The organism is Paraburkholderia sp. BL9I2N2 (assembly GCF_004339745.1).
Lineage (GTDB): Bacteria > Pseudomonadota > Gammaproteobacteria > Burkholderiales > Burkholderiaceae > Paraburkholderia.
Map to the genome: position 1 here is coordinate 1,921,540 of NZ_SMGP01000001.1, position 23,668 is coordinate 1,945,207.

Annotated in this window: 20 protein-coding genes; 9 read left to right on the forward strand and 11 right to left on the reverse strand. The window is 65.3% G+C overall.

Features of this window, described 5'->3' with window-relative positions; all coding sequences use genetic code 11:
* Positions 1-3 precede the first annotated feature (3 nt).
* From tagH to tagF, 5 genes are all read left to right on the forward strand, one after another.
* Positions 4-1,464, forward strand: coding sequence for a type VI secretion system-associated FHA domain protein TagH (gene tagH / locus B0G74_RS08970; RefSeq protein WP_132374470.1), 1,461 nt, complete (start codon positions 4-6; stop codon positions 1,462-1,464).
* Between the two features lie 4 nt (positions 1,465-1,468).
* Positions 1,469-2,803 carry a type VI secretion system baseplate subunit TssK gene (gene tssK, locus B0G74_RS08975; RefSeq protein ID WP_132374471.1) on the forward strand — a complete coding sequence of 445 codons (1,335 nt, stop codon included), beginning with the start codon at positions 1,469-1,471 and terminating at the stop codon, positions 2,801-2,803.
* 65 nt (positions 2,804-2,868) lie between these two features.
* On the forward strand, positions 2,869-4,200 hold the full coding sequence (tssL, locus tag B0G74_RS08980; protein ID WP_132374472.1) for a type VI secretion system protein TssL, long form: 1,332 nt from the start codon (positions 2,869-2,871) through the stop codon (positions 4,198-4,200).
* Complete coding sequence (tssM, locus tag B0G74_RS08985; RefSeq protein ID WP_132374473.1) at positions 4,197-7,751, forward strand: type VI secretion system membrane subunit TssM; 3,555 nt, start codon at positions 4,197-4,199, stop codon at positions 7,749-7,751. The genes tssL and tssM overlap by 4 nt, the downstream gene beginning before the upstream one ends.
* Positions 7,748-8,293: a type VI secretion system-associated protein TagF gene (gene tagF, locus B0G74_RS08990; protein ID WP_132374474.1), complete on the forward strand. Its 546-nt coding sequence runs from the start codon at positions 7,748-7,750 to the stop codon at positions 8,291-8,293. The genes tssM and tagF overlap by 4 nt, the downstream gene beginning before the upstream one ends.
* Here the strand turns inward: tagF and B0G74_RS08995 are convergent.
* From B0G74_RS08995 to B0G74_RS09035, 9 genes are all read right to left on the reverse strand, one after another.
* On the reverse strand, positions 8,290-9,678 hold the full coding sequence (locus B0G74_RS08995) for a serine/threonine-protein kinase (protein WP_132374475.1): 1,389 nt from the start codon (positions 9,676-9,678) through the stop codon (positions 8,290-8,292). The genes tagF and B0G74_RS08995 overlap by 4 nt on opposite strands.
* A gap of 3 nt (positions 9,679-9,681) precedes the next feature.
* A complete protein-coding gene (locus B0G74_RS09000; RefSeq protein WP_132374476.1) occupies positions 9,682-10,575 on the reverse strand; it encodes a DUF3365 domain-containing protein in 894 nt (297 codons plus the stop codon).
* 31 nt (positions 10,576-10,606) lie between these two features.
* Positions 10,607-11,458: a hypothetical protein gene (locus B0G74_RS09005; protein WP_132374477.1), complete on the reverse strand. Its 852-nt coding sequence runs from the start codon at positions 11,456-11,458 to the stop codon at positions 10,607-10,609.
* Positions 11,459-11,531: 73 nt separating this feature from the next.
* Positions 11,532-12,533 carry an anti-sigma factor gene (locus tag B0G74_RS09010; RefSeq protein WP_207915632.1) on the reverse strand — a complete coding sequence of 334 codons (1,002 nt, stop codon included), beginning with the start codon at positions 12,531-12,533 and terminating at the stop codon, positions 11,532-11,534.
* Positions 12,534-12,821: 288 nt separating this feature from the next.
* A complete protein-coding gene (locus B0G74_RS09015; RefSeq protein ID WP_132374478.1) occupies positions 12,822-13,709 on the reverse strand; it encodes an anti-sigma factor in 888 nt (295 codons plus the stop codon).
* Positions 13,706-14,251 (reverse strand): RNA polymerase sigma factor, encoded by a 546-nt coding sequence (locus B0G74_RS09020; RefSeq protein WP_132374479.1) that lies wholly within the window; start codon positions 14,249-14,251, stop codon positions 13,706-13,708. Before B0G74_RS09020 ends, B0G74_RS09015 begins: the two co-directional genes overlap by 4 nt.
* A gap of 195 nt (positions 14,252-14,446) precedes the next feature.
* Positions 14,447-15,520: a catalase family peroxidase gene (locus B0G74_RS09025; RefSeq protein ID WP_132374480.1), complete on the reverse strand. Its 1,074-nt coding sequence runs from the start codon at positions 15,518-15,520 to the stop codon at positions 14,447-14,449.
* Positions 15,521-15,668: 148 nt separating this feature from the next.
* Positions 15,669-15,863, reverse strand: coding sequence for a hypothetical protein (locus tag B0G74_RS09030; protein ID WP_132374481.1), 195 nt, complete (start codon positions 15,861-15,863; stop codon positions 15,669-15,671).
* A 106-nt stretch (positions 15,864-15,969) separates the two neighbouring features.
* Positions 15,970-17,070, reverse strand: a complete 1,101-nt coding sequence (locus tag B0G74_RS09035) for a TIGR03118 family protein (RefSeq protein ID WP_132374482.1) — start codon at positions 17,068-17,070, stop codon at positions 15,970-15,972.
* Between the two features lie 320 nt (positions 17,071-17,390).
* On the opposite strand from B0G74_RS09035, the gene B0G74_RS09040 reads away from it, so the two are divergent.
* Entirely contained in the window at positions 17,391-17,834 is a 444-nt protein-coding gene (locus B0G74_RS09040; RefSeq protein ID WP_132374483.1) for a universal stress protein, read from the forward strand.
* Positions 17,835-17,980: 146 nt separating this feature from the next.
* Entirely contained in the window at positions 17,981-19,543 is a 1,563-nt protein-coding gene (locus tag B0G74_RS09045; RefSeq protein WP_132374484.1) for a class I adenylate-forming enzyme family protein, read from the forward strand.
* Between the two features lie 119 nt (positions 19,544-19,662).
* Here the strand turns inward: B0G74_RS09045 and B0G74_RS09050 are convergent, their stop codons facing one another.
* Together B0G74_RS09050 and B0G74_RS09055 are read right to left on the reverse strand one after the other, a co-directional pair.
* Positions 19,663-20,070 carry a DUF2784 domain-containing protein gene (locus tag B0G74_RS09050; protein WP_132374485.1) on the reverse strand — a complete coding sequence of 136 codons (408 nt, stop codon included), beginning with the start codon at positions 20,068-20,070 and terminating at the stop codon, positions 19,663-19,665.
* Between the two features lie 323 nt (positions 20,071-20,393).
* A complete protein-coding gene (locus tag B0G74_RS09055; RefSeq protein ID WP_132374486.1) occupies positions 20,394-20,600 on the reverse strand; it encodes a hypothetical protein in 207 nt (68 codons plus the stop codon).
* A 349-nt stretch (positions 20,601-20,949) separates the two neighbouring features.
* Here B0G74_RS09055 and B0G74_RS09060 point away from each other — a divergent pair, with 349 nt between their 5' ends.
* Together B0G74_RS09060 and B0G74_RS09065 are read left to right on the forward strand one after the other, a co-directional pair.
* The gene (locus tag B0G74_RS09060) at positions 20,950-22,200 is read left to right on the forward strand and encodes an amidohydrolase family protein (protein WP_132374487.1); all 1,251 of its coding nucleotides are present in this window, start codon (positions 20,950-20,952) and stop codon (positions 22,198-22,200) included.
* Positions 22,201-22,255: 55 nt separating this feature from the next.
* Positions 22,256-23,626: an MFS transporter gene (locus tag B0G74_RS09065; RefSeq protein WP_132374488.1), complete on the forward strand. Its 1,371-nt coding sequence runs from the start codon at positions 22,256-22,258 to the stop codon at positions 23,624-23,626.
* Positions 23,627-23,668: the final 42 nt, after the last annotated feature.

Here is a 23,668-nt window from a genome sequence, read left to right on the forward strand (position 1 = left end):
CCGATGAGAATGACATTGACGGTGCAAAGCGGCGAAGGCGCGTCGCCACGCGCGATCGAGATCGAAGGCGAGGGCGCCACGATCGGCCGCGCGCCGGATTGCACGATGGTGCTGAGCGACGGGCAACGCGGCATCTCACGCATCCAGGCGCGCATCGAGCGGCGTGAGAACGCGTATGTGCTCATCGATGCGGGCAGCAATCCGACGCTGCTCAACGATCGCGCGCTGGACGGCACGCACGAGGCGCCGCTGGAGGAGGGCGATTGCCTGAGGATCGGCGCGTACACGCTCGTCGTCTCGGCAACCGGCGAAGCAGGCGGCGACGCAGCCGGCGGCTTCGTGGTCGACCAGACCATCATGACGCAGTCGTGGCCCGACGCGCGGCCTACCGCGAGTGCGCAGGGCATGCCGGGTACGCCGGAGTTCGAAGCGCCGCCGCCCGCACCCCTGATCCCCGACGACTGGAACGGGCCGCACGATGCGGCACCGGCCGATGGCGCGCACGCGCTGTTCCTGCCCGACCCGCTGGCCGCGACGCCGCTTCTGCGCGAGCCCGGACACTTCCGCGGCGACGCCGATCAGGCGCTGATCGACGCGCTCAGTCCCCGCGATCCGCTGCGCGATATCGGCGCACGTGCGGTGGCGAAGCCAGTGCCGTTGTCGCGCAGCTTCGAGCATGTGTCGCCGGAACAGGCTTTCTCGGTGATGCCCGCGGTGCCGGAGCCGCCTTCGCTGGCGCGGGAGGACGATATGCCCGGCCTGCCTCTGCCGAATCCCGAATTCACGTCGATGCCAACGCGTTTGCCGGTTCATGAGGCGCGCGAGCGCAGCGAGCCGCATGTCACCCCGCACGCCGACCCGCACGCCGATCACGCCTCGTTGCTCGACGCGCTGATCGAAGGACTCGGCATCGAGCCCGCCGCCGTGAGCCACGTCGAGGCCGCGGAGCTTGCGCGCCTCGCGGGCACGATGCTGCGCGAAGCGACGCAAGGCGCCATGACGGCCTTGCGCTCGCGCGCCATGACCAAGCGCGAGACACGCATGGCGATGACGATGATCGAAGAGCGCGACAACAACCCGCTCAAGTTCTTCCCCGATGCGGACCGGGCCCTCGCGCAAATGCTCGGCGCGCGCGGCAGCGGCTATCTGCCGCCGCAGGAAGCCATGCGTGCGGCGTTCCGCGATATCCAGGCGCACGAACTCGCGATGGTCGCGGGCATGCGCGCCGCGCTCGCTCACGCGATGGAGCGCATCGATCCGAGCGCCATCGAACGTTCGCTCGACGCGCCGAGCGGTTTCGACGCGCTCATCGGCAACCGCCGCGCGCGGCTGTGGCAACGCTTCGTCGAGACCTGGGAGCACGTGGCGCGCGACGCGGGCGACGACCTCCAGCGCAGCTTCGGCGAACCGTTCGGCCGTGCCTATCAGGCGCAGCTCGACGCACTGAAATCCTCAAAAAACTGACGCCATGTACTGGAACAACAAGGTTATCTGGTCGGAAGGCATGTTCCTTCAGCCGCAGCATCTGCAGCAGCACGACCGCCACATCGAGACGCAACTCGAAGGCCGCGCGGGCGGTCTGCGCGCGTATGGCTGGGGCTTCACGAAGCTGGAGCTCGACGAGGCGCTCCTGAAGCTCGGCAAGCTCGCGCTGCGCTCGGCTGCCGGCGTGTTGCCCGATGGCACGCCGTTCAACCTGCCTGCCGACGGCGATTTGCCGGTGCCGCTCGATATTCCGGAAGGCACCTCGAACCAGCTGGTCGTGCTGGCGTTGCCGGTGCGCCGGCCGGGCGCGCCGGAGTCCGGCGGCGCCGACAGCGCGGAGAATCTGGCCCGCTACGGCGCCGGCGATTTCGAGGTTCACGACAGCAACGACCCGGACGCGCTCGCCACGCTGTTGCAGATCGGCAAGCTGCGCCTGCGTCTCGCGCTCGAACCCGACGTGGCGCACGCGCACGCATATGCGGGCGTCGCGCGGGTGACCGAACGCCTGAGCGACTCGCGCATTCTGCTCGACGGCGACTATTGCCCGCCGTGCCTCGACTATCGCGTCGCGGACGGGCTCGGGCGCTTCGCGGCGGAACTGAGCGGGCTCTTGCAGCAACGCGGCGAAGCGCTCGCGGGCAGGCTTGCGCAGCCCGACGGTGCGGGCATGGCGGAGATTTCGGATTTTCTGCTGCTGCAGATCGTCAACCGCGCGCAACCGCTCGTCGCGCATTTCGGCGCGATGACCGGCTTGCATCCCGAAACGCTGTATCAGGCGTGCGTGGCGCTCGCTGGCGAGCTCGCGACCTTCAGCCAGCGCGAGCGGCGGCCGCCGCTGTTTCCGGCGTATCGTCACGAGCGCCTGAAGGAGACCTTCGCGCCGGTGATCGACGCGTTGCGGCTTGCGTTGAGCCGCGTGGCGGACCCGCAGGTCGTGTCGATCCCGCTCGAGGAGCGCAAATACGGTTTGCGGGTGGCGCAGGTCGCGGATCGGTCGCTCTTCACGAGCGCGACGTTCGTGCTCGCCGTGCGCGCGCAAGTGCCCACCGAGACGCTGCTCTCGGCGTTCGGCAGCCAGGTGAAGATCGGCAGCATCGAGAAGATCCGCGATCTCGTCAATCTGCAGTTGCCCGGCATTGGCTTGCGCGCGCTGCCTGTAGCGCCGCGTCAGTTGCCGTTCCACGCGGGCTACACCTATTTCGAGCTCGACGACAAGAGCGATGCGTGGGCTTCGCTCGGCTCATCGGCCGGCATGGCGCTGCACGTGGCGGGGGAATTCCCCGGACTCGCAATGGAATGTTGGGCCATCCGCCGCTGACCATGCCGACGACGCCACGCCCATGACGCCACGCCAATCGAAGGCGCCGAAACAAGGACTCTTCCATGACCGACAACACCGATCCGACGCTTGACGACGCGGAGTTTCTCGACGCCGCGCGCACCATCAGAATGCCGACGCCGGGCCGCGGGCGCGAGTCCGCCAGGCCAGAGGCGAAACCTCAGGGAAAGCCGGACGCGCTCGCACCGCTCGATGCCTCGCTCGCCGGGCGCAATCCGCTCTTGCGGGCGGCCAATCCGCTCCTTGAACTGGCGCTGCCGCTGCGGAGGCTCGCGAGTCATCCGGACCTCGACGCCTTGCGCACGCAACTGATCCAGATGATGCGCCGCTTCGAAGCCGACGGCCGTTCCTTCGGCGTGCCGGATGCGCAACTCGGCCCCGCGCGCTATTGCCTGTGCACGTTCATCGACGAGGCGATCGCGGCGACGCCGTGGGGCGCGGGCGTGTGGGGCCGGCGCAGCCTGCTCGTGACGTTTCATAACGAAGCGTCGGGCGGCGAACGGCTCTTCGTGATTTTGCAGCGCCTCGTGCAGACCCCGGCGGTCGACATCGACATGCTCGAATTGATTTACGTAATGCTCGCGCTCGGCTTCGACGGACGCTACCGGCTGATCGAAGGCGGCAAGACGCAGCTCGACGTGATCCGCGAACGGCTCGAGCAGATGATTCGCACGCAGCGCGGCACGATCGAACGGGCGCTCTCGCCGCACTGGCAGCCCGCGGCGCGCGAGCGCAAGCGGCTGCTGCAGTTCGTGCCGCTGTGGGTCGCGCTGGCGCTCGCCGGGCTGGTTCTGATGGCGACGAGCCTCGTGCTCGCCATTCGCATCAATGACTTCTCCGACCCGGTGTTCGCCTCCATGCGCGCGATCCGCGTCGCGCCGGCGCCGGTGCTGGCGGCGAAGACGAGCGCCGCGCCGAGGCTCTCGGCGGCGCTCGCCGGATTCCTCGCGCCGGAGATCGCGCAAGGCCTCGTCTCGGTCGGCGACTCCGCCGACCGGACCACCGTGACGATCAACAACGCCGCCGAAGGCACGCAGCTGTTCGCCTCGGGCAGCGCGGAGCTCGACGCGCACTTCGCGCCGTTGATGCTGCGCATCGCGCTGGCCTTGCGGGACAAGCCCGGCAACATCGTCGTGATCGGGCACACGGACAACCAGCGCATCGTGTCGGCGCAGTTCCCCTCCAACGTCGCGCTGTCGCAGGCGCGTGCGGACACGGTGCGGGCCATCATCGCCGCGAAGCTCGACACGCCTTCGCGCGTCACCGCCGAAGGCCGCGGCGATACCGAGCCGGTCGCATCGAACGACACCCCGGCCGGACGCGCGCGGAACCGGCGCGTAACCATCGACATTCTTTCGCCAGGAGCGGCGCCATGAAGTGGTTGAACGGATTGAGGAGACCGGCAGCCGTATCGTTTGCCGGCGTGCTGGCGCTGTCGGCGCTCGTGTGGTTCGAAGGCCCATTGTTCGCATTCGACGGCCACGCGCCGCTCGAAAGCGAGTCGCGCCGCTGGCTGGCCATCGCGTTCATCTTCGCGTGCTGGGCGCTCTGGTGGGGAGTCCGCTTCGTGAAGACGCGCATCGCGAGTTCGAATTTCGTGCGCGGGATCGTCGCCGATGCGCTCGATCCGGCGAATCGCGAACCGAGTCCGGCGCGCAAGGCCGCGGCCGCCGACCTCGCGGTCTTGCGCACGCGTTTCGAAGAGGCCATCAAAACGCTGCGGCATGTGCAGGGCCCGTCGGAAGGCAAAGGCCCAGGCCAGGGCAAAATGCGCGGCGTTCTTGCATGGCTGAACCTGCGCCGCCGCACGCTCTACGACTTGCCCTGGTACATGTTCGTCGGCGCGCCGGGCGCGGGCAAGACGACCGCGCTCGTGCACTCGGGGCTGCGCTTTCCGCTCGCGGACCGGCTCGGCGCGCAGGCGATCGGCGGCGTGGGCGGCACGCGCCACTGCGACTGGTGGTTCGCCGACGACGCCGTGCTGCTCGACACCGCGGGCCGCTTCACGACCCAGGACAGTCACGAGGAGGCCGATCGCGGCGCATGGCTCGGTTTTCTCGCCTTGCTGCGCAAGTACCGGCCGCGCCGTCCGCTGAACGGTGTGATGGCCGTCGTGTCGGCCACCGATCTGTTGCAGCAGACCGACGCGGCGCGCGCGAAGCATGCGGCGTCCGTGCGCGAACGCCTCGCCGAATTGAACCGGCAACTGGGCGTGCAATTGCCGGTCTATGTCGTCGTCACGAAAAGCGATCTGCTCGCCGGCTTCGCCGAATTCTTCGACGACTTGGGCCGCGACGAGCGCGAGCAGGTCTGGGGCGTGACGTTCCCGCTCGCGGAGCGCGACGACGCGGCAAACGCTGACTCTCCGCTGCAGCGTTTTCCCGATGAATTCCGCTTGCTGCACCGGCAGTTGCAGGATCGCGTGCTGCAGCGCATGCAGCAGGAGACCGACGTTCGGCGGCGCGCGCTGATCTATGCCTTTCCGCAGCAGTTCGCGGGCATCGAAGGCGCGTTGCAGCGCTTCCTCGACGACGCGTTCGGCGAGTCGCGCTTCGCCCGCGCCGCGATGCTTCGCGGCGTCTACTTCACGAGCGGGACGCAGACCGGCAGGCCGCTCGACCGGATGATGAGTTCAATGGCGGCGTCGCTCGGACTTCAGCGCGAGGTGTTGCTGACGGATTCATCGAGCGGGCGCGCTTACTTCGTCAAGCGCCTGCTTCGCGATGTGATCTTCGAGGAAGCGGGCATTGCCGGCAGCAATCCGCGCGTGGAGCGCCGCCGTGCGCGTTTTCAGCGGGTCGCGATCGGTGTGATCGGCGTGTTGCTGGCGGCGGGGCTGATCGGCCTTTTCGCGGCCGACCGGGCGAACCGCCGCTTCGTCGACGAAAGCCGCCAGCAGATTGCCGCGCTGACCCAGCGCGCGCAGCAGACGACGGCCGGCGACGACCCGCTGGCGGTATTGCCGCTGCTCGACGCCGCGCGCAATCTGCCCGGCGGCGAGGCCGAGCGCGCGGCGGGCCATGACGCGTGGTGGGAGAAACTCGGCCTCGACCAGCGGCAGAAGCTCGGGCTGGAAGCGCAGCGCGTGTATCAGCGCCTGTTGCGCCAGACGTTGCTGCCGATCGTCGTGCAGCGCATGGAGGAGCAACTGCGCCGCGGCGACGCCGACAACGCCGCCACGCAATACGAAGCGCTGCGAGCGTATTTGATGCTCGGCGATCCGACGCACTTCGATCCGGCCGCGCTGCGCGTCTGGGCGATGCACGCCTGGCAGCGCGGCGCGCTCCAGAACGCGACGGATGCGCAACGCGCCAGCATCGACGGGCATCTGGAAGCCTTGTTCCGCCGTGGGCAATTCGATGCGAACCTGCCGCTCGACCAGAACCTGATCGCGCAGGCGCGGGCCACGCTGAATCGCGTGCCGCTCGCGCAGCGTCTGGATGGACGCATCGAGCAACAACTGGCGCAGCTTCGCCTGCCGGACTTCACGATCGCGAAAGCGGCCGGACCGAGCGGTCTGTTGGTGTTCGTGAGGAAGAGCGGAGCGCCGCTCACGCAAGGCATCGATGGAGCGTACACGCGCGCAGGCTTCGATGCGTTCGTGCGTCTGCGTGAAGCCGCGCTCGCCGACTTGTCGAAGGACGACTGGGTGCTCGGCCGCGGGGAGGCGCGTCCCGATCCCGCCGGCACGGATGCGCTGCGCGCCGCGCTGACGCGGCTCTACTGCGAGGCGACGATTCGCCAATGGGACGGCCTGCTCGCCGATGTGGGCGTCGTGCCGTTTGCCGCGCCGGATCAGGGCGCGCGCATCGCGAATCTGCTGGGGTCGCCCGCCTCGCCGTTGCGCGGCCTGATTCAGGCCGCCGCGCGCGAGACGACGTTCACCCCGGCCCCCGCGCCGCCGGGCAAGCTGGACGCGCTCAAGCAGAACCTCGGCAAGGCGTTGGTGACGGGAGCGGGAGCAGGGGAAGCGCCGGCGCCCACGCTCGTCGATACGCATTTTCAGCCGCTGCACGACCTGGCCGGTCCTGCACTCGATGAATCCATCGGCGCGTTCAAGGATGCCGCCGCCACGCTGCAGGCCGACGACACCGCGCGCAAGCAGTCGTTGCCGCTGCCCGCGACCGGCCCGCTCGATCGCCTGAAGCTGCTTTCACAGAACGCGCCCGCGCCGCTCGCGGCAGTGCTGCAAGGCGTGGCCGGCAATGCCGACACCGTGCAGCTGCAGAGCCAGCGCGCGCAACTGAGTGCGCTGTGGGCGGCGAGCGTGGCTCCCGCTTGCAGGCAGGCGCTCGACGGGCGCTATCCGCTCGTGAAGACATCGACGCGCGACGCCGCGCCGGACGACTTCGCGCGCATCCTGGCGCCGGGCGGTCTCATCGACGACTTCTTCCAGAAGAATTTGCAGAATCGCGTGGATACCTCGGGCGCCGTGTGGAAATGGCGGCCGGAAGCAAAATCGCTTGGCATTCCGGACGATGTGCCGGTTCAATTCCAGAACGCGGCCATGCTGCGCGACGCATTGTTCCGCGACGGCGGCCGGGATGTCTCGGTGCGTTTCACGGTGAAGGTCGCGTCGCTCGATCCGTCGCTCAAGCGCTTCGTGCTCGATATCGACGGACAGCAACTCATCGCGACCAGCGACGCGCCGAACGCCACCGCCGCGTTCCAGTGGCCGAGCGGAAAAGGCACGGCGCAGGCGCACGTCGAACTCGACCCGGCGCAAGGCACGCCGCCGCACGCGGACGGACCGTGGGCGCTGTTTCATCTCTTCGATGCCGCGCGCGTCCAGCAGTCCGGTCAGGCCGATCACTTCAACGTGTCCTTCGATGGAGGCCGCGTGTCGCTCGCACTCGTCGCGAACAGCGCGGATAATCCGTTTCGCGCGGGCGTGCTCGACCGCTTTCGTTGCCCCGCCTCGCTATGAAACCTGACGATCGGATGGACGCGGGCTTCTACGGCAAAGTCCGCACGCACGGCGATTTTGTCAGGCGGGGCTTGTCGGCCGGATTCGTCGCGCAATGGGATGCATGGCTGCAGCGCGGCCTCGTGGCCGCGCGCGCGCGCTATGCCGACAACTGGCTGTGCCGGTATCTCGCCATGCCCGTGTGGTGCTTCGCGGTGCGGCGCGGCGTGATCGCCGAGGAAGCGCACACCGGCGTGCTGATGCCGGGCATCGATGCGGTGGGACGCTACTTCCCGTTCGTGATCGCGCGGCCGGTCGACGGCGACGCATGCGTGTCGGCTTCATCGTGGCATACCGATGCCGCGGCACTCGCGCTCTCCACCCTCAAGCCGGCCTTTTCGCTGACCGAGTTGGAGGCGTCATTGACCGGATTGCGGGCGCAGTTATCCGGCACCGCGTCGCGCGCGGCAGACAGCGTCTGGTGGTCGGATGTGGGTGAGGTCGTGCATCATGACGGGCCGTTCGATGCCGCTTTGTTCCTGCGCCTGCTCGATGCCGATTAATCGCGTTCCGTATCCCACTCGCGACGTAGCGCGTCGCGGTCTTTCTGTTGCGGCACGGCGTCGAGCAGACGCGCATGGAACGTTTGCAGATCGGGCGCGCTCGCCGCCGCACGGCGCGCGATGACGCGCGCGATCGGGCCCAGATAGGTCGTGAGATGACGCGCGGCGTCGCTCACCTGCTCGACGCTGATCTTTTGCGCCGGTAGCGCGCGCGATGAGCCGGCCTCCAGTTGCGACAAAAGCGAATCGAACTCGCGGCGCGCGGCGCCGTCGGGCAGGTACGTGACGAGCCGCTCGCGTAGCGCGTCGACGTCCGCGGCGCTCGCCGACGCGCGCCGCAGCAGCAAGGTCGCCACCGGGCCCACGTGACTGGCGAGCCGCTCCTCCAGTTGCGCGATCAATTCGGGCGGCCAATTCCTCGCTGCCTTCGACGCCTTCGACGTCTCTGACGCGGGCGCCATATCGAGCGTGGCGGCGGGACTCGCGTAGGCGAGCACGGTACGCTCTGGGTCCTCGGCGTTCTCGTTATAGGTGGCGAGTTCGGCAAGCAGCGTGTCGCGCCATTCGCGCGCGGAAGCGAAACGGTCTTGCGGACGCTTCGACAATGCTTTCATCAGCATGGCGTCGATATAGCCGGGCAATTCCGGCGCGATGGTGCTCGGAGCAGGCGGCGTGTCGTTGAGGACCTTTTGCATGACCACGCTCGGCGTTCCTGTGAACGGGCACACGCAGGTCAGCATTTCGTACAGCACGACGGCGGCGGAAAACAGGTCGGCGCGCGCGTCGATGGGTTCCCCGGTGAATTGCTCCGGCGACATATAGCTCGGCGTGCCGAGCATCGTGCCGGATTGCGTCAGGTACGAGGTGTCGAGATGCGCGATACCGAAGTCCGCGATCTTGCATTCGCCGCGTTGCGCGATGAGCAGATTGGCCGGCTTGATGTCGCGATGAACGATGCCCGCGCCGTGCGCGTAGTCGAGTGCATCGAGCAGTTGCACGAACCATCGCAACGCACGCGGCGCCCCCATGCGCGAACCGGCGCGCACGTGCTGCGCGAGACGCGCCGCGAGGCTCTCGCCGCGCACGTATTCCATCGTGATGAAGGCGGTGTCGTCGGCTTCGCCGTAGTCGTACACCGCCACGATGTTCGGATGAACGAGACGGCCCGCCGCCCGCGCTTCGTTCAGAAAACGGGCGGTGAGATCGTGCGTGGAGTCGTCCGGCGTTTCACCCGGCGTCAGCTCCCGCCGGATGGTTTTCAGCGCCACCTCGCGCTCGATATGCGGATCGAAGGCCAGATACACCACACCCATCGCACCGCGTCCGAGTATCCGTTCGATGACGTAGCGGCCAAGCCGGGCGGGGAAGTCGGCCGGGGAGGGCATGGCTTAGGCCTCTTCTTCGTCGAGGATCCTGAACGCCTCGACGAGACTCGTCTGCATGCGTCCGAACGATACGGCAAGCGAGGCGATCTCGTCCGATCCGCTCGTCGGCAAGGGCGTCGCGCCGAGTTTGCCGAGGCTCATTTCATCGGCGGCGCGCGAGAGCGACTGGATCGGCCGCGTGATCAACAGATGCATCATCACGTTCATCACGATCAGGACGACTGCGAACACGCCGCCGAGCGAGAGCATGAACGCGCGCCAGATCGCGCGGCCGCGTTCGATCGGCTGCGCCATTGGCACCGACACGAATTCCGCGCCGATCACTTCGTTCATCGGCCAGTTGAAGCCGTTCGCGGAACCGTACTTGTCCAGCATGGTGGCGGGCGCCGCGCTTGGGGTGCTGTGGCATTGCATGCAGGCGGAATCGGTGATGCGGCTCGGGCGCGCGAGAAAGAGGGTGCGGCCGCCGGGCGAATCGCGCTGGCCGGTAAGCTCCTTGAGTTCGGGCCGGTCATGCAGATGGCTGATCACATCGGCTTCCCAATCGGTGGGCCGGTCGCGCGGATTGGTCGGATTGACCATCGTCGACCTGTACGAAAAGTTCGGGAAATCCTTCTGCAGCAGATTGAGCATTTCGATCGCCGAGAAGGCGGGGATGGATTCCGGCACGAAGCGATATTTGATCTGCGTGGCGAGGAGCGGCGTGATGTGCGCGGCCGTATAGCTCTGCATCGACCCCGCCGCGCTGATGAGTACGTTGGCGTCGTGGACGGTTTCTTCGAGCGCCTGCTTTTGCAGAAGGCGATCCGCCACGATGCCGGCGGCGACGAGCCCGATCGAAAAGATGAGCAGGAACACGAGGTTGAATTTGACGCTGAGCGAAAGCTTGAGTTTCATGGCGTGCTGTAAGCGGTTTTGGCGCGACGTTTCATGGATAGCGGACTTTGCTGCGAGCGGCGTGCGCGGGCGGGTAGAGGAACCCGCGCCAGTCGGGCAGCGCGTTCAGATGACTCTCGATCGATGCGCGGAACGCGCTGTCGGCGAGCCGCGTATGAAAGCGCGCGGCGAAGCGTTTGCGCGCGGGCAGCGTGCTCGTGAGCCACGGCGCGAGGTCGTCGTAGGTCGCCGGGCGCAACGGCTTGGGGGCGGCGTCGCTGGCAGGCGTGGCGTTGATGGCGAGCGGCTGCAACGCGTCGCGAAACGCGACCGGCATGGCTGCAAGGAACGCGCTCGATGGACGCGGCAAAACGTGGGCGGGCGCGTTCCCGGAAATCTCGGCGAAGCTCCCGGCGTCGATCGTCAGTGGCGGTTTGAGGGCGAGCGTTTGCACGCCGCTTTCGCTGAACACGGCGATCTCGCCTGCGTCGCCGGGCGTGGCGACGATGGCCGCCGCGCTCGCATTCGTGCTCAGGCGAATGGCACCGCGCTCCGTCTCCACGATCCGCTGCGAACACGGCGCAGCCTTGCAGGCAGGGGCGATCTTCATCCAGCCGCCCAGCATGTCGATGCGTTCATCTGATTGCAGCATCAGGCGCGACTGCGCACCGAGTGCGACGAGTGTGCCGTTGTCGTCCTGAATCTGCACGACGCCTTGTCGCGGCGACAGAATCAGATCGTCGGCACGCAAGGACTCGCCCACGCCGAACGCGAACACGTTGGCCGCGCGCACCACGGTGACGGGAGAATCCGCGCTGACAAGCGTCCAGGCCGCGCGTGCCGGCGAGGACAGCGCGGCCAGCAAGACGATACCCAGGGTCCATGCCCGCAGTCGATAAACCATGTGCTTTGCTCGCAAGTTGACGATGCCGGACAGACAACGCCGGTCTCTTCAACACAACAGCGAAGCGGCGAAATTATTCCGTGGCGGGAAGAAGCGGCGTGTCGAGGGCGGCAATCGGAATGGGCGCGGGCAGCGAACCGAACAGCGGCGCGGCGCGGTGGCTGGAAATGCTATTGCTCAGCGCATTCATATCGATGCCTTCGCGCTGGCCGATCAATGCGTAACCGAGTTCGGACTGACGCCAGGTGACGACCGTCATCGACGCAACCTGCTGCGTTGCCGTGCGCGCGTCGGGCTTGGCCTCCTTCATCACGCACAACGCGACAGGCGCACCCCGTTCGGGCAGATAGACGATCTGAACCAGCGGCTTGTTGTTGAAGCGCAGGCGCTGCACGCGCTTGAAGGTGAGGCCGTAGGCGCTCAGATCCGGAATGCGAACGGCGAGGCCATCGTCGTCGTGAATCTGCGCGGTGGTTTTTTCCACCAGCGCGGGATCGGCTTCGATGTTGGCGAGCGTGTCGCGAGAATAGAGCTGCTGATAGCTGGCGGCGGCCGCGACCCAGGGCGACACCCCCGTTCCCACCGACGCCAACGATGCGCCTGCCGTCGACGCGGGCCCCACGCCGCTGCCGAGGCGCAGCACGAAGCCGCAGGCGAACGCCCCCGCGACGAATGCGACGGCAAGCCACGCGGGCGCGATACGCAAGCGCGAGCGGATCGGCGCTGACGCCGCAGCGCCGTCAGGATGCGGCATGACGGCGTCGTTGGCACTCGCATCGCGCCCGACCGGCGCGGCCGCGCCGGTCGGGCTCGGCGGCTCGCTCCACGCGAAATCCTGCGCAGGCTTTTTCGCCGCGCGCGCCATGTCGCCGATCCGCACGCTGAGGCTTTCGGGCACCGGCGGCAGAGTCTGCTGCGCGAACGCTTGCGCGTACGGCAGGCGCGACCTCATGAGCCACGCGACGCGTCGCGTGGCCTCGGGAGAGCCACTCAGCGCGCGCTCCACGGCTACGCACTCGCGGGCAGGCAGTGTGCCGTCCACGTAGCCCATCAATTCGATGTCGTCCAGATTCATAAGGCCTGTCTTCGCTCCTGGCGGGAATGGGACACCCCTCCCAAACCTGCATGACGCCATAAGGGCTAATGACATAACACCCGTGGCTCGACATTATTCCGTCGGGCCTTGAAGATTTTTTCGGGCCGACGCGAGCGCCTTCGCCGTTCAGCGGCGGGGTGCGCGGCTGTGTATTGGCGGCGCTTGAGGATGCCGTCTAACGCGTGGCGATGCGCGGTAAAGGCTTACCGCGCATCGCCACGCCACGGCCCGATGCGTCACTGTCGCGTGACGCGCTCGGGCATGCCGTTATCCGGACACGGGACGCGCGATCGGCGAGGCATCGCTGAAAAGCGGCGCCATGTCGAGATTGGAGATGCGCTTGCCGAGCGCGGCGAGATCGACGTTGCCCGACTGCCCGATGAGTGCATAGCTCAACTCCGCTTGCCGCCACGTTGCGACGTCCATGGCATCGACCGTCTTCGTCGCGACCGGCTGGTCCGGCTTCGAGTCTTTCATCACGCACAGCGCAATCGGCGGGCCATTTTGCGGCAGATAGACGATCTGCACGAGCGGCTTGTTGTTAAAGCGCAGCCGTTGCACCGACTTGAACGTCAGCCCGGCGCTCGTCAGGTCCGGCACGCGCAGGGCGAGCTTGTCGTCGCTGCGGATGTCCCTGACGATCTTCGCCGCGGCCGCCGGATCTTCCTCCGTGTACGCGAGGGTGTCGCGCGTGTACAGCTTCTGATACCCGACCGCCGCCGCCACCCACGGCGATACGTCGGCGTTGGCGGCCATCTGCATGCCGCCGCCCGCAAGCGGGCCGACCCGCACGAACAGGCCGCAGGCGAAAGCGCCGGCGACGCAGGCCGCCGCAAGCCAGACCGGCATGCCGCGCAGGCGCGAGCGCACGGGTTCGGAGGGTGCTTTTTCGCTGGCGGGCAGGACCGGGTCGTTCGATTCCCGGGCGCGCTGCGCGCGGACCATCTCGTCGATCTTGAGCTTCAATGAATCGGGCACTGGCGGGAGGCTCTGTTGCGCGAAGGCGTCCGCGAAATCGAGCCGCGAAGCGCGCAACAGTGCGACCTTTTGCCTTGCTTCGGCGGACTCGCGCAGTCGCGCTTCGACCGCGCTGCGATCCTCGGGCGACAGGCCGCCATCCACGTAAGCGAGCAGTTGAGCGTCGTCAGCCATCATGCGATTGAATCCTTTTGTGTCTTCGCGGGCCGGGCTTTCGGCGTCTCGCCGCCAAGCAGCGCGCCGACCGCCTGGCGGGCGCGCGACAGGCGGCTCATGACCGTGCCGATGGGCACCTCGAGCACGTCGGCGGCCTGCTGATAGCTCAGGCCTTCCACGGCGACGAGCAGCATCACGACGCGCTGCGCCTCCGGCAAGCGTTCGACTGCGTCGATGATCTGCCCGTGCATCAATTGCGTTTCGGGACCCCGGTCGACGGGGTCGGGAAGATTTTCGAGGAAGTCGTCATCCCAGTCGAAACTGGACCGTCTTCGCACGCTGCGGGCGCGCAGCTCGTTGATCCAGGTCGAATGGACAATCGAGAACATCCAGCTCAAAGGAGCCGTGTCGGGCTGAAGCTGATGGGCGCGTTCGAGCCCGCGCAGGCAGGCGCGTTGCACGAGATCCTCGGCGTCATGCTGGTCCCCCGACAGGCGAAGCGCGAACGCCCACAGGCGCGGCAGCATTTCGGGAAGCATGCCAGGTAAATCTACACCGTTCATTGAACGAAAATCTCCCATGTTCCCCGAGACGGGTTCGACAGCATTGCGAACCCGTCGACCTCGCACTAAAAATTGCACTGTCGTTCGCCACCGTTTTTTTTCGCTACGAAGTTCGAACGGTGTAGTTTAACTTGAGACCGCACAACGTGTGAAAGCCGTCTTTATTCCATCGAGGAGATCTCGATGCCGCCCTTTCTAGCGGCGGTGCGTGCCAATTCCCGCCTCTTCGCGCGTGCGCCGGTTGAACGAAACCGCGTAGACCGCCGAGCGCGCGGCGAGTAGCGGATCGTCCGAGGGCGCGATGCCATAGGGCAGGATCAACGGATCGAAATTGATGTCCCGGCAGGCGCCGTCGATCTGGCTTTCGGCGCGCTCGATCACGATCGTGCCGGCGTCCACCCGATGCAATTCGCGCTCGGGCGGCCATGCGCGCGTCGCGTCGTCGACCGGATCCCCCGGGCCTGCCGGCGTGAGCATGAGGTGCCAGGAGACGGGGCCGGCCTGCAAGCGCAGATAGAGATCGTGTGCCAGAAAGTCGGGATCGCGCGCCGGGTTCGTGCGTTCGTTCGACGGCGCATAGGGCGTGTCGGGAACCACACTCCAGCGGACGAAACGTGTGTTGCCATCGGCATCGACGAATCGGAACGCGTCGATGCTGAAGTAGCTCGCGTTATAGAAAGCCGTGGAAGGCGGATGGGTGTCGACCCACTGGTGAAAGGCCATTGTTTCGGGGTGCTGCGCAAGAAACGCGTTCAGTTTCGCGGGATCCGGCCGGCCGGTCCGCGCATCCGGGCGCAGCGCCACCAGTTGTTCGTACAACGCCTGTGGCGTGGCGACCTGGAAGATCGGCACGGAGTTCATTGCGGTGCGCCATTGCTCTGCGTTGCGCATCGAGAACAGCAATGCAAAGCTGCGCACGGATGCGTCGGCGTCGTCCTGGGCGGGATTGCCGCCCGGTGCGGAGAGGCGGCCGATCACAGGGGTGCGGCCGCGCTCGAACACGCTCGCGCGCGAAAGCGCGGCGCCGTTTCCGTTGCTGTCGAAATAGCCGCGCACGCACACGCCCTTGGCATGATTGCGGCGAAAGCCGGGATGCCTGCCCATGCTGTTCTCGAAGGCGTCGATCATCCGGGCGGGCGTCAATGCGGGCTCGCTGCCCGGCCAGCGAATCCAGCCGGCGACCCATGCGAACGCTCCCGCGACAGCCGCAATGACGATCACGATGAAGGCGTAGCGAAGCAGAAGCGCTGATGGCTGGGGTCGGGACATGATGCAGCGTGAAAGCGAACGCGCCGATCCAAAAAGCTGACGAGTATAGAGCAGGGTACGTTTCGGTGCAGGGCCGCGTAATGAAATCCATTCGCGGCGAAACGCGTGTTTCGCTATCTCGCGGCGGAATAAAAAGGCTTATGGGGTGTTATGCGAAGACGCACAGACGGACGTTCTTGCCGTGCAACTGACCGGGCAACGGCAACAGGCGCTGGACTATGAGGGGGGAAAAAACGCCGGCGCACTCGATTACCACCCGCACCAGAATTTGCTTCAGCCCGATCGCGCGGCCGACGCGCGGACTCTCGCGTCGTTCGTAGTGGAGGGGCTGTTCACCGGACATGGGTGGCACCGGGTTTGGCTTGCGTGGTCAGAGTCGGCGTCCGCGGCGCATGCGGATCCTGAGAGCGTCCTGGGTAGGCGCCGCTCGCGCCGCGTCCGCCGGCTCGTTACTGGGCGACGTCGAGCCGACCGTAGACGCCGGTCGTCGGTGTCGGGCCGGCGGCGAAGAACAGGGTATTGAGCGGTTGATTGGCAGCGTTGTTGCCGAACGAGATGCCCCAGATACCCGGTTGTTTGAAAGTCGATCCGTCAGCTTGTGTCACTGCACCGATGAACGCCCCGGAATTGGGATCGAACGCGTCGAGCGTGCCGTCGCCGAAATTTCCGACCAGCAGATCATTGCTAAGCGCACCGAAATTCGCCGGCGCCACCGCAAGACCCCAAGGCGAATTCAGCGATCCGCCCACGGCAATGCGCTTCGTGAGGTGCCCCGCTGTATCGAACGCGTCGACCGCGCCGTTGCCCGGGCCGTTCACCTGTGTGTGTCCATCGGGACCGAGCTTCGCAAACGTCACATAGACGGTCGTACCGACTACACGAATGCCGAAAGGGGACAAGCCGGCAGGCAAGTTGGGATCCTTGAATTGCCCGTCGAGTTGGATCTTGTTGAACGACTTGTCGAACACATCGACTTTGCCGTTATGAAAGTCCGCCGCGTAGAGCAGGTTCTGACCGGCATTCGCGCCGATGGCAAGGCCCTTGTAAACCGCGCCGCCGGTGCCGTCGTCGTGCGCGTTGACGGCTTGCGTCGGCAGTACTTTCGGTGACCAGCCGGCGATCGTGCCGGCGTCGGTGGCCCAGAGGAAGACCGCGTTGCTCGTGAGGCCGTTTGCGCTAATGCCGAAGTCGGTGCTGGTATTGAACACGATGCCCGTCGGCCCGGCAGCCTGTCCACTCGCCGCGGGCGGGATCGTCACGACGAGCGACTGCACCACGCCATTGCCGTCATAAAGCGTCGACTTTTTCGTATTGTTGTCGGACACCCACATGACGCCGGTCGGGTTGAAGGCGATACCCCAGCCGTTCTTGAGATTGGCGTCCGTGTTCGGTGCGCTTACGCTGCCATCGGAAACCAGCATGGTGGCTTTGAAAGGACCGGTGGCCGGGGCCGGTGGCGTGGAATTGTCGCTGCCGCCGCCACATGCGGTGAGCGTTGCCGTGCAAGCGGCGAATGACCAGGCAAGCACTGCCTTTTGACGCAGTTTCATTTCGCGATTCCTTTTATGTTCGGAGTAGCGCCCGCCGCAATCGTCTTGTATCTGCGATGCACGCGAACGAACGATCCCTGAGTGCGCAAAGGAATGGGCGTGCAATCAGCGAACAGTGAGTCCGCGGATTGAACTGCCCGATCTCTTTGGCGCTGAATCGTCCTCCTCCGAACGCCTGGTGTTTCGGTTTTATTCCGTGACGGCAAAGAGCCGCGAGCGAAAAGAAGCGTTGCGCTTTTCTGGAATACCTCGTCGGCCACGGGTGTTATGGGGATGACGCAACCGCCGCCACTCCCTTCGTCGCACGATTCGAGGATCCCATGCCTGACCACTACAACCTGCTCGTCTACTACGATGGATCGCCTGAATCCAGATCGGCATTACTGCGCGCGACCCGTTTGGGATATGCGTTGACCGCTACTGTTCATGTACTGTCGGTAGTGGATATCGGCTCGGCTGTGGGCAGCAGTCTTGGATACTTATCGGACGTCGCGTGTTCACAGATGGAAGGCACGGCGAAGCAGACCTTGAAGGAAGCGCTGGATCATTTGAGAGAGAGCGGAACGGTTGCGCGCGGCTATGTCGCAGTGGGGAACGTGGTCGATAGCATGGCTAATTATGCGGGCCTGCTCAACGCGGATCTGCTCGTGCTGGGTCACCGGAAACCGCGTGGACTGGCGAGATGGTTAGGCCAGCCATCCAATCACGCGGAGCTGATGAAACGCGCGGCAGGGCGTGCTGTTATTACCGTGCCGCTGGACTAGATGGCGGCGCCATGGCTCGACTTGTCGTTGTCATTGACGCGGGAAGAGGAGTTGGTTCAACACAGGCGCCGGAATAATCTGCGAGCGTTGTCTGTTGTGAGGGCAGACCTGTCATCGACAGCCAATCGACCCTTGGAGCAACCGCCATGTCTTGTCCCGGAACACGCCCGCAACCCATGCAGGTACCGCAACTCGCCACTGTGCACGAACGCCTGTTCGACTCCGCGGCAGCCCGCCCGCATGCCATTGCGCTGATCGCCGGAGATGACACATGGACCTACGATCGCCTGACACGGTATATCAGAAGGCTTTCGCGAGGTCTGCTCGCTCACGGTCTGAAACCCGGCGATCGCATTGCGCTGCACATGACGAACAAACCGGAAACCGTCGCCGCGTATTACGCGTGCATGTTGACAGGCATGATTGCGGTGCCGCTGAACAACCGGCTCACACGCGCGGAACTCGAGCCGCAACTGCGACGATTGCAGGTTTCGTTGTATCTGGGCCAGCGGGATCTATACGGTGCGATTGCCGGCATGGATGCTTCGATTCTCGTTGCGGACAAGCGCTTTCTTGTCGACGGCTCGGCGCAAGGCGCGGGCGGCAGAGCATGGAGTGAGTTGATCGAGCACGAGGCAGACGAGATGCGGCTCGAGCCGGTGCGCGTCGACGAACCGGCGCTTCTGCTGTCGACGTCCGGCACCACGGGAGAACCGAAGTTCGTCACGCACACCCCGCGCACTGCGTGCGCGATGATGCAAGCTTACCAGGCCATTGCGTCGAGACCATACGACGTCACGCTGATTGCCACGCCCATGATGCATGCTGCAGGGCTCTTCACTGCGCTCGCGACGCTCGCCACAGACGGCACCTGCGTCCTGATGGACCGATTCGAGCCGGCGGCCGCGCTTGACCTGATAGAACGGCACCGTTGCACGATGATGATGTGGTTGCCGTTCATGTATTCGGCGGCGATCGTCGAGCAGATCGCGCAGCCACGCAACGTCGCGTCACTGGGCACCTGCCTCGTCGGAGGCGACGCGACGCCGCCGAGTCTGCAGGAGGAGTTTTTGCGGGTGTTCGGCGTCAGAATGCGCAATTTCCTCGGCATGAGCGAAAGCGCGGGCACCTTCACCTATGGATTCGATAGCGGGCCTGTGTGCCGCGCGGTCGACGTGGACCTCGTTCGTCTCGCCGACACAGAAGGCAACACGGTCAGGCGCGGCGAAGCGGGCGAACTGATGCTGCGCGGACCGAACCTGTTCGTCGGCTATTGGCTCGGCGCCGGGCGCATCGACGACGCACGCAAGGATGGCTGGTGGCCCACCGGCGACGTGATGCGCCAGGACGAGGCCGGCGACTTCTGGTACGTCGCCAGAAAGAAAAACCTGATCATTCGCGGCGGGTCGAACATCTCGCCAACTGAAATCGAGCATGCGCTCACGGTCCATCGCGGCGTGCGCGAGGCGGCGATAGTCGGCGTGCGGGACGCCGTCCTCGGGCAGCGCGTGATCGGTTTCGTTGAACTGACCGAAACCGCGACGCAGGTCGAGGACGTGTTGCGTGATCTGTCCACCAGAGTTGCGAACTACAAGATGCCGGAGCGGCTCATCGTGGTTGACCGGTTGCCGCGCAATTCGTTAGGCAAACTGGACCGTGCCAAGCTGGAAGCAATCGGCGAGCGACTGGACGATTGGCGCGCGGCGTGAGCGGGCAATATACGTGCGCCGGCTGTGGAACACGTATCTGCGCGATACGGGCCGTGGACATTCAGATGGCCATCGTAGCGGTTGCTCGTCTTTGAGGTGTCCAGCGCGTTAGCTCTGACTCACGAGCGCATTGCTTTCGAACGACGTGCGCTCTCAGGAGGAATCAGCCGCCAGGTCAGCAACACCACCAGACCGAAAGCGACGTACAGAAGCGTGAAGACCCAGCCCGGCAAATCGTAGTAGAGCAGGCGGCTCACCCAGCGCTGAATGAAGCCTTGCGTGAATCCTTGCGTATCCGGCGAACCCGTACGCAGCCAGTCCTCCAGCGTCGTCAACGGGCACGCGATACCCAGCAGCGACAGCGTGGCCACGATCACGATCGCTGACAGATGAACGAGCCGGAAGAAACGCTGGCGTATCCACTTCCAGCGGAGGCCGGCGCCCACCCAGATCGCGACGAATCCGCACACGATGAACAACGCAAGCAGCGCATGCGCGACAAGCACCGCATTGGCCAGCCAGTTCATGATCGGCTTTCTCGTGACCTGCTCGCTGCGGGTACGATTGAATCAAACAGGTCCGCAAGACTGCGCGCGAAATGCACATAAGCCACTTGATGCCGTGACTATCGACGCATCCGGCAGCGCGCCTTCAGCGCCTGTGGCGCATCACTTCCCAGCAATCGTGATGGTTCATTCGTCTGAGCTGCCGACGCCTGATCATCTCGCGCCAATAATGTCCGGCGACCAACAGCATGGCGACACTCAGACCACACAGACCCACGACGATTCCCGCCCCCGATTCGGCCATGCAACACTCCTTGACTGTGCAACTGATCAAGCGATACGTGTCATTCGTCGTTCAGGATACGAGCGGCGGCCTTCAGAAAAATCTGTCCGTCATCGGTAATGAGAGGGCGTTGTTGCCCGGAAGCGAGCTCTTCCAGCGTGACGAGTTGGCGCTCCAGAAGCGCTTCCAGATCGGCACCGTCCAGACTCGGTAGATCCGGTGCATCCTTGAGCAACATGAGGGTCGCGAATTCGTGTGGACTGAGCATCGTTGTCTCCTGGCTGAGCTTGCTGCCTGGCTGGGAACCTGATCCGTTGGCCTCGCTTCGCGAGCAGGATCAATTCGGTGTGGTGGCCGCTGCGGGATGTCACCTTGCGTTCGGGTGGCATGTCGCGCGCCGAGGTGCCCATCTTAATGCGGACAGCTGCAATAGATCAACATGTGGGAAAAGCTTTTTTTTGGATCCGCTTTGCGGCATGTGTAGGTCAGCGCCATACTTGATACATGCGGGATTTATCCTGATGAATATCCTGGCAGCGCTTCCATACGCCGGCCTCCACACTCGAAGCGAGGCCCGTATGCCTGGCGCTGCGGTCGAAACCTGAAGGAGATAACACTTGACCAGCTTTCTCTTACGTAACGGCGCGCTTCTCGATCCTACCCATCCTGATCTGCTGGAAGGTTTCGAAATTCTCATCGAGGACGGCTTCGTCCGCGAAGTGTCCGATAAACCGATCAAGAGCAGCAACGCGCACGTGATCGACGTCAAAGGCAAAACGATCATGCCGGGGCTGATCGATCTGCATGTGCATGTCGTTGCAATCGAGTTCAATCTGCCGCGCGTGGCGACGCTCCCCAACGTGCTCGTCACGCTGCGCGCCGTGCCGATCATGCGCGCGATGCTGCGCCGCGGCTTCACCACCGTGCGCGACGCGGGCGGGGCAGGGTATCCATTCAAGCAGGCGGTCGAATCGGGGCTCATCGAAGGTCCGCGCCTCTTTGTATCCGGCCGCGCGTTGAGCCAGACGGGCGGTCATGCGGATCCGCGCGCCCGCTCCGACTACATGCCGCCCGATTCACCGTGCGGATGCTGCGTGCGCGTGGGCGCGCTCGGCCGCGTGGCGGACGGTGTCGATGAAGTGCGCCGGGCCGTGCGCGAGGAACTGCAGATGGGCGCCGACCAGATCAAGATCATGGCTTCGGGCGGGGTTGCTTCGCCCACCGATCCGGTCGGCGCATTCGGTTACTCCGAAGACGAGATCCGCGCCATCGTCGCCGAAGCTCAGGGGCGTGGCACGTATGTACTGGCGCATGCCTATACGCCCGCGGCGATCGCGCGCGCCGTGCGTTGCGGCGTGCGCACGATCGAGCACGGCAATCTGATCGACGAGGAGACCGCGCGTCTCGTGGCGGAACACGGCGCGTATGTCGTGCCGACCCTCGTCACTTACGACGCCCTTGCAAGCGAAGGCGAGAAATATGGACTGCCGCCGGCCAGCATCGCCAAGGTCGCGGACGTGCATGGCGCGGGGCTCCAATCGATTGAAATCATGAAGCGCGCCGGCGTGAAGATGGGCTTCGGCACGGACCTGCTCGGCGAGGCACAGCGGCTGCAAAGCGATGAGTTCCGGATTCTGGCCGACGTCATGTCGCCGGCCGAGGTGATCGCGAGCGCGACCATCGTTGGCGCGGAAGTGCTCGGTATGCAGGACAAGCTCGGCAGAATCATGGCGGGCGCGCATGCCGATGTGCTGGTGGTCGACGGCAATCCTTTGAAGTCCGTAGATTGCCTGCTGGGCCAGGGCGAGCATATTCCGCTCGTAATGAAGGATGGCCGGATCTTCGTCAACGAACTCGAAAGCGCTTGACCTTATGAGCCCGCCCGCGTTCGCGGCGCCCCAATGTCCCAATCGGAGCTTGTCCATGTCGATGATTGCCGCTCGCATCGAGCGATTGCCGTTTTCAGGTTTTCACCGCCGTCTGTTGTTGATGGGCGGCCTCGGCTACACCTTCGATGCGATGGACGCCGCCGTGCTCGCATTCCTGCTGCCCGTGCTGCGCACGCAATGGGGGTTGACGAGCGTGCAGACCGGCGTGCTGGGAAGCGGTACGTTCATGGGCTATTTCGTCGGTGCGATGCTCGCGGGCATGCTTGGCGACATCATCGGCAGACGCAAGGTCATGATGTATGCGCTCGTGATTTACTGTGTCGCGTCCCTTGCCAGCGCGCTCGCGAACGACTGGGGATTTTTTCTGGCGACGCGTATTGTCGCCGGCCTGGGGACGGGTGCGGAAAGCGCCATCGTCGCGCCGTTTCTCTCCGAGTTCGTGGCACGGCGATATCGCGGCAGTTTCACCGGCAGCCTCGCGGGATTTTTCTCGTTTGGCTTCGTGGCGGCCGCACTGCTGGGCTATCTGGTGATTCCGCTCGCACCCAATGCGTGGCGCGCGGTCATGGTGATCACGGCGCTGCCCATTGTGATGCTGCTCTGGTGGCGCCGCGCGTTGCCCGAGTCGCCGCGCTGGCTCGAGGCACGCGACCGGCACGCGGAAGCCGATGCGATCGTGTCGCGGATGGAAGCGGAGGTGATGAAAGCCGGCATACAGTTGGAGCCGCTGTCTCCCGCGCGCGAGGGATCCGTTCCGCTCGCGGCCGGACGGGCCTCGATCATCGCCAACGTCAAGGCGCTGTGGGCGGCGAAGCTCGCGCGCATCACGGCCATGACGTGGCTGATGTGGCTATCCATCACGTTCAGCTACTACGCGTTTTTCACGTGGATTCCCGGCTTGCTGGTTCAGAACGGGATGACGATCACGCGGAGCTTTTCGTATTCGCTCGTGATTTACATCGCGCAGATTCCCGGATACTTTTCGGGCGCGTGGCTCAACGAGAAGATCGGCCGCCAGGCGACGATTGCGTCGTACATGATATTGGGCGGCATCTCGGCGCTCGGGCTTGCGTTGACGGGTACGGATACCGGCATCATGGTGTCGGGCATCCTGCTTTCGTTCTTCATGAACGGCACCTATGCCGGCGTTTATGCCTACACCCCGGAGGTTTTTCCCACCGACGTGCGCGCGACGGGCACCGGGCTCGCTTCGTCGATTGGCCGGCTGGGCGCGATTGCCGCGCCTATCCTCGTCGGGTACGTCTATCCGCTGCTGGGCTTTGCCGGCGTGTTCGGGGCGACGACGCTCGTGCTGCTGATCGGCGCGTTGGCGGTGTTGCTCATGGGCGTGCCGACCCGCGGAAGATCGCTAGAGGACATTGCGGCAGGGCAGATCAACCAGTGAGAAAGGCGGAGCCGCCTATCGTGACGAACCGTCCGCCTGCGG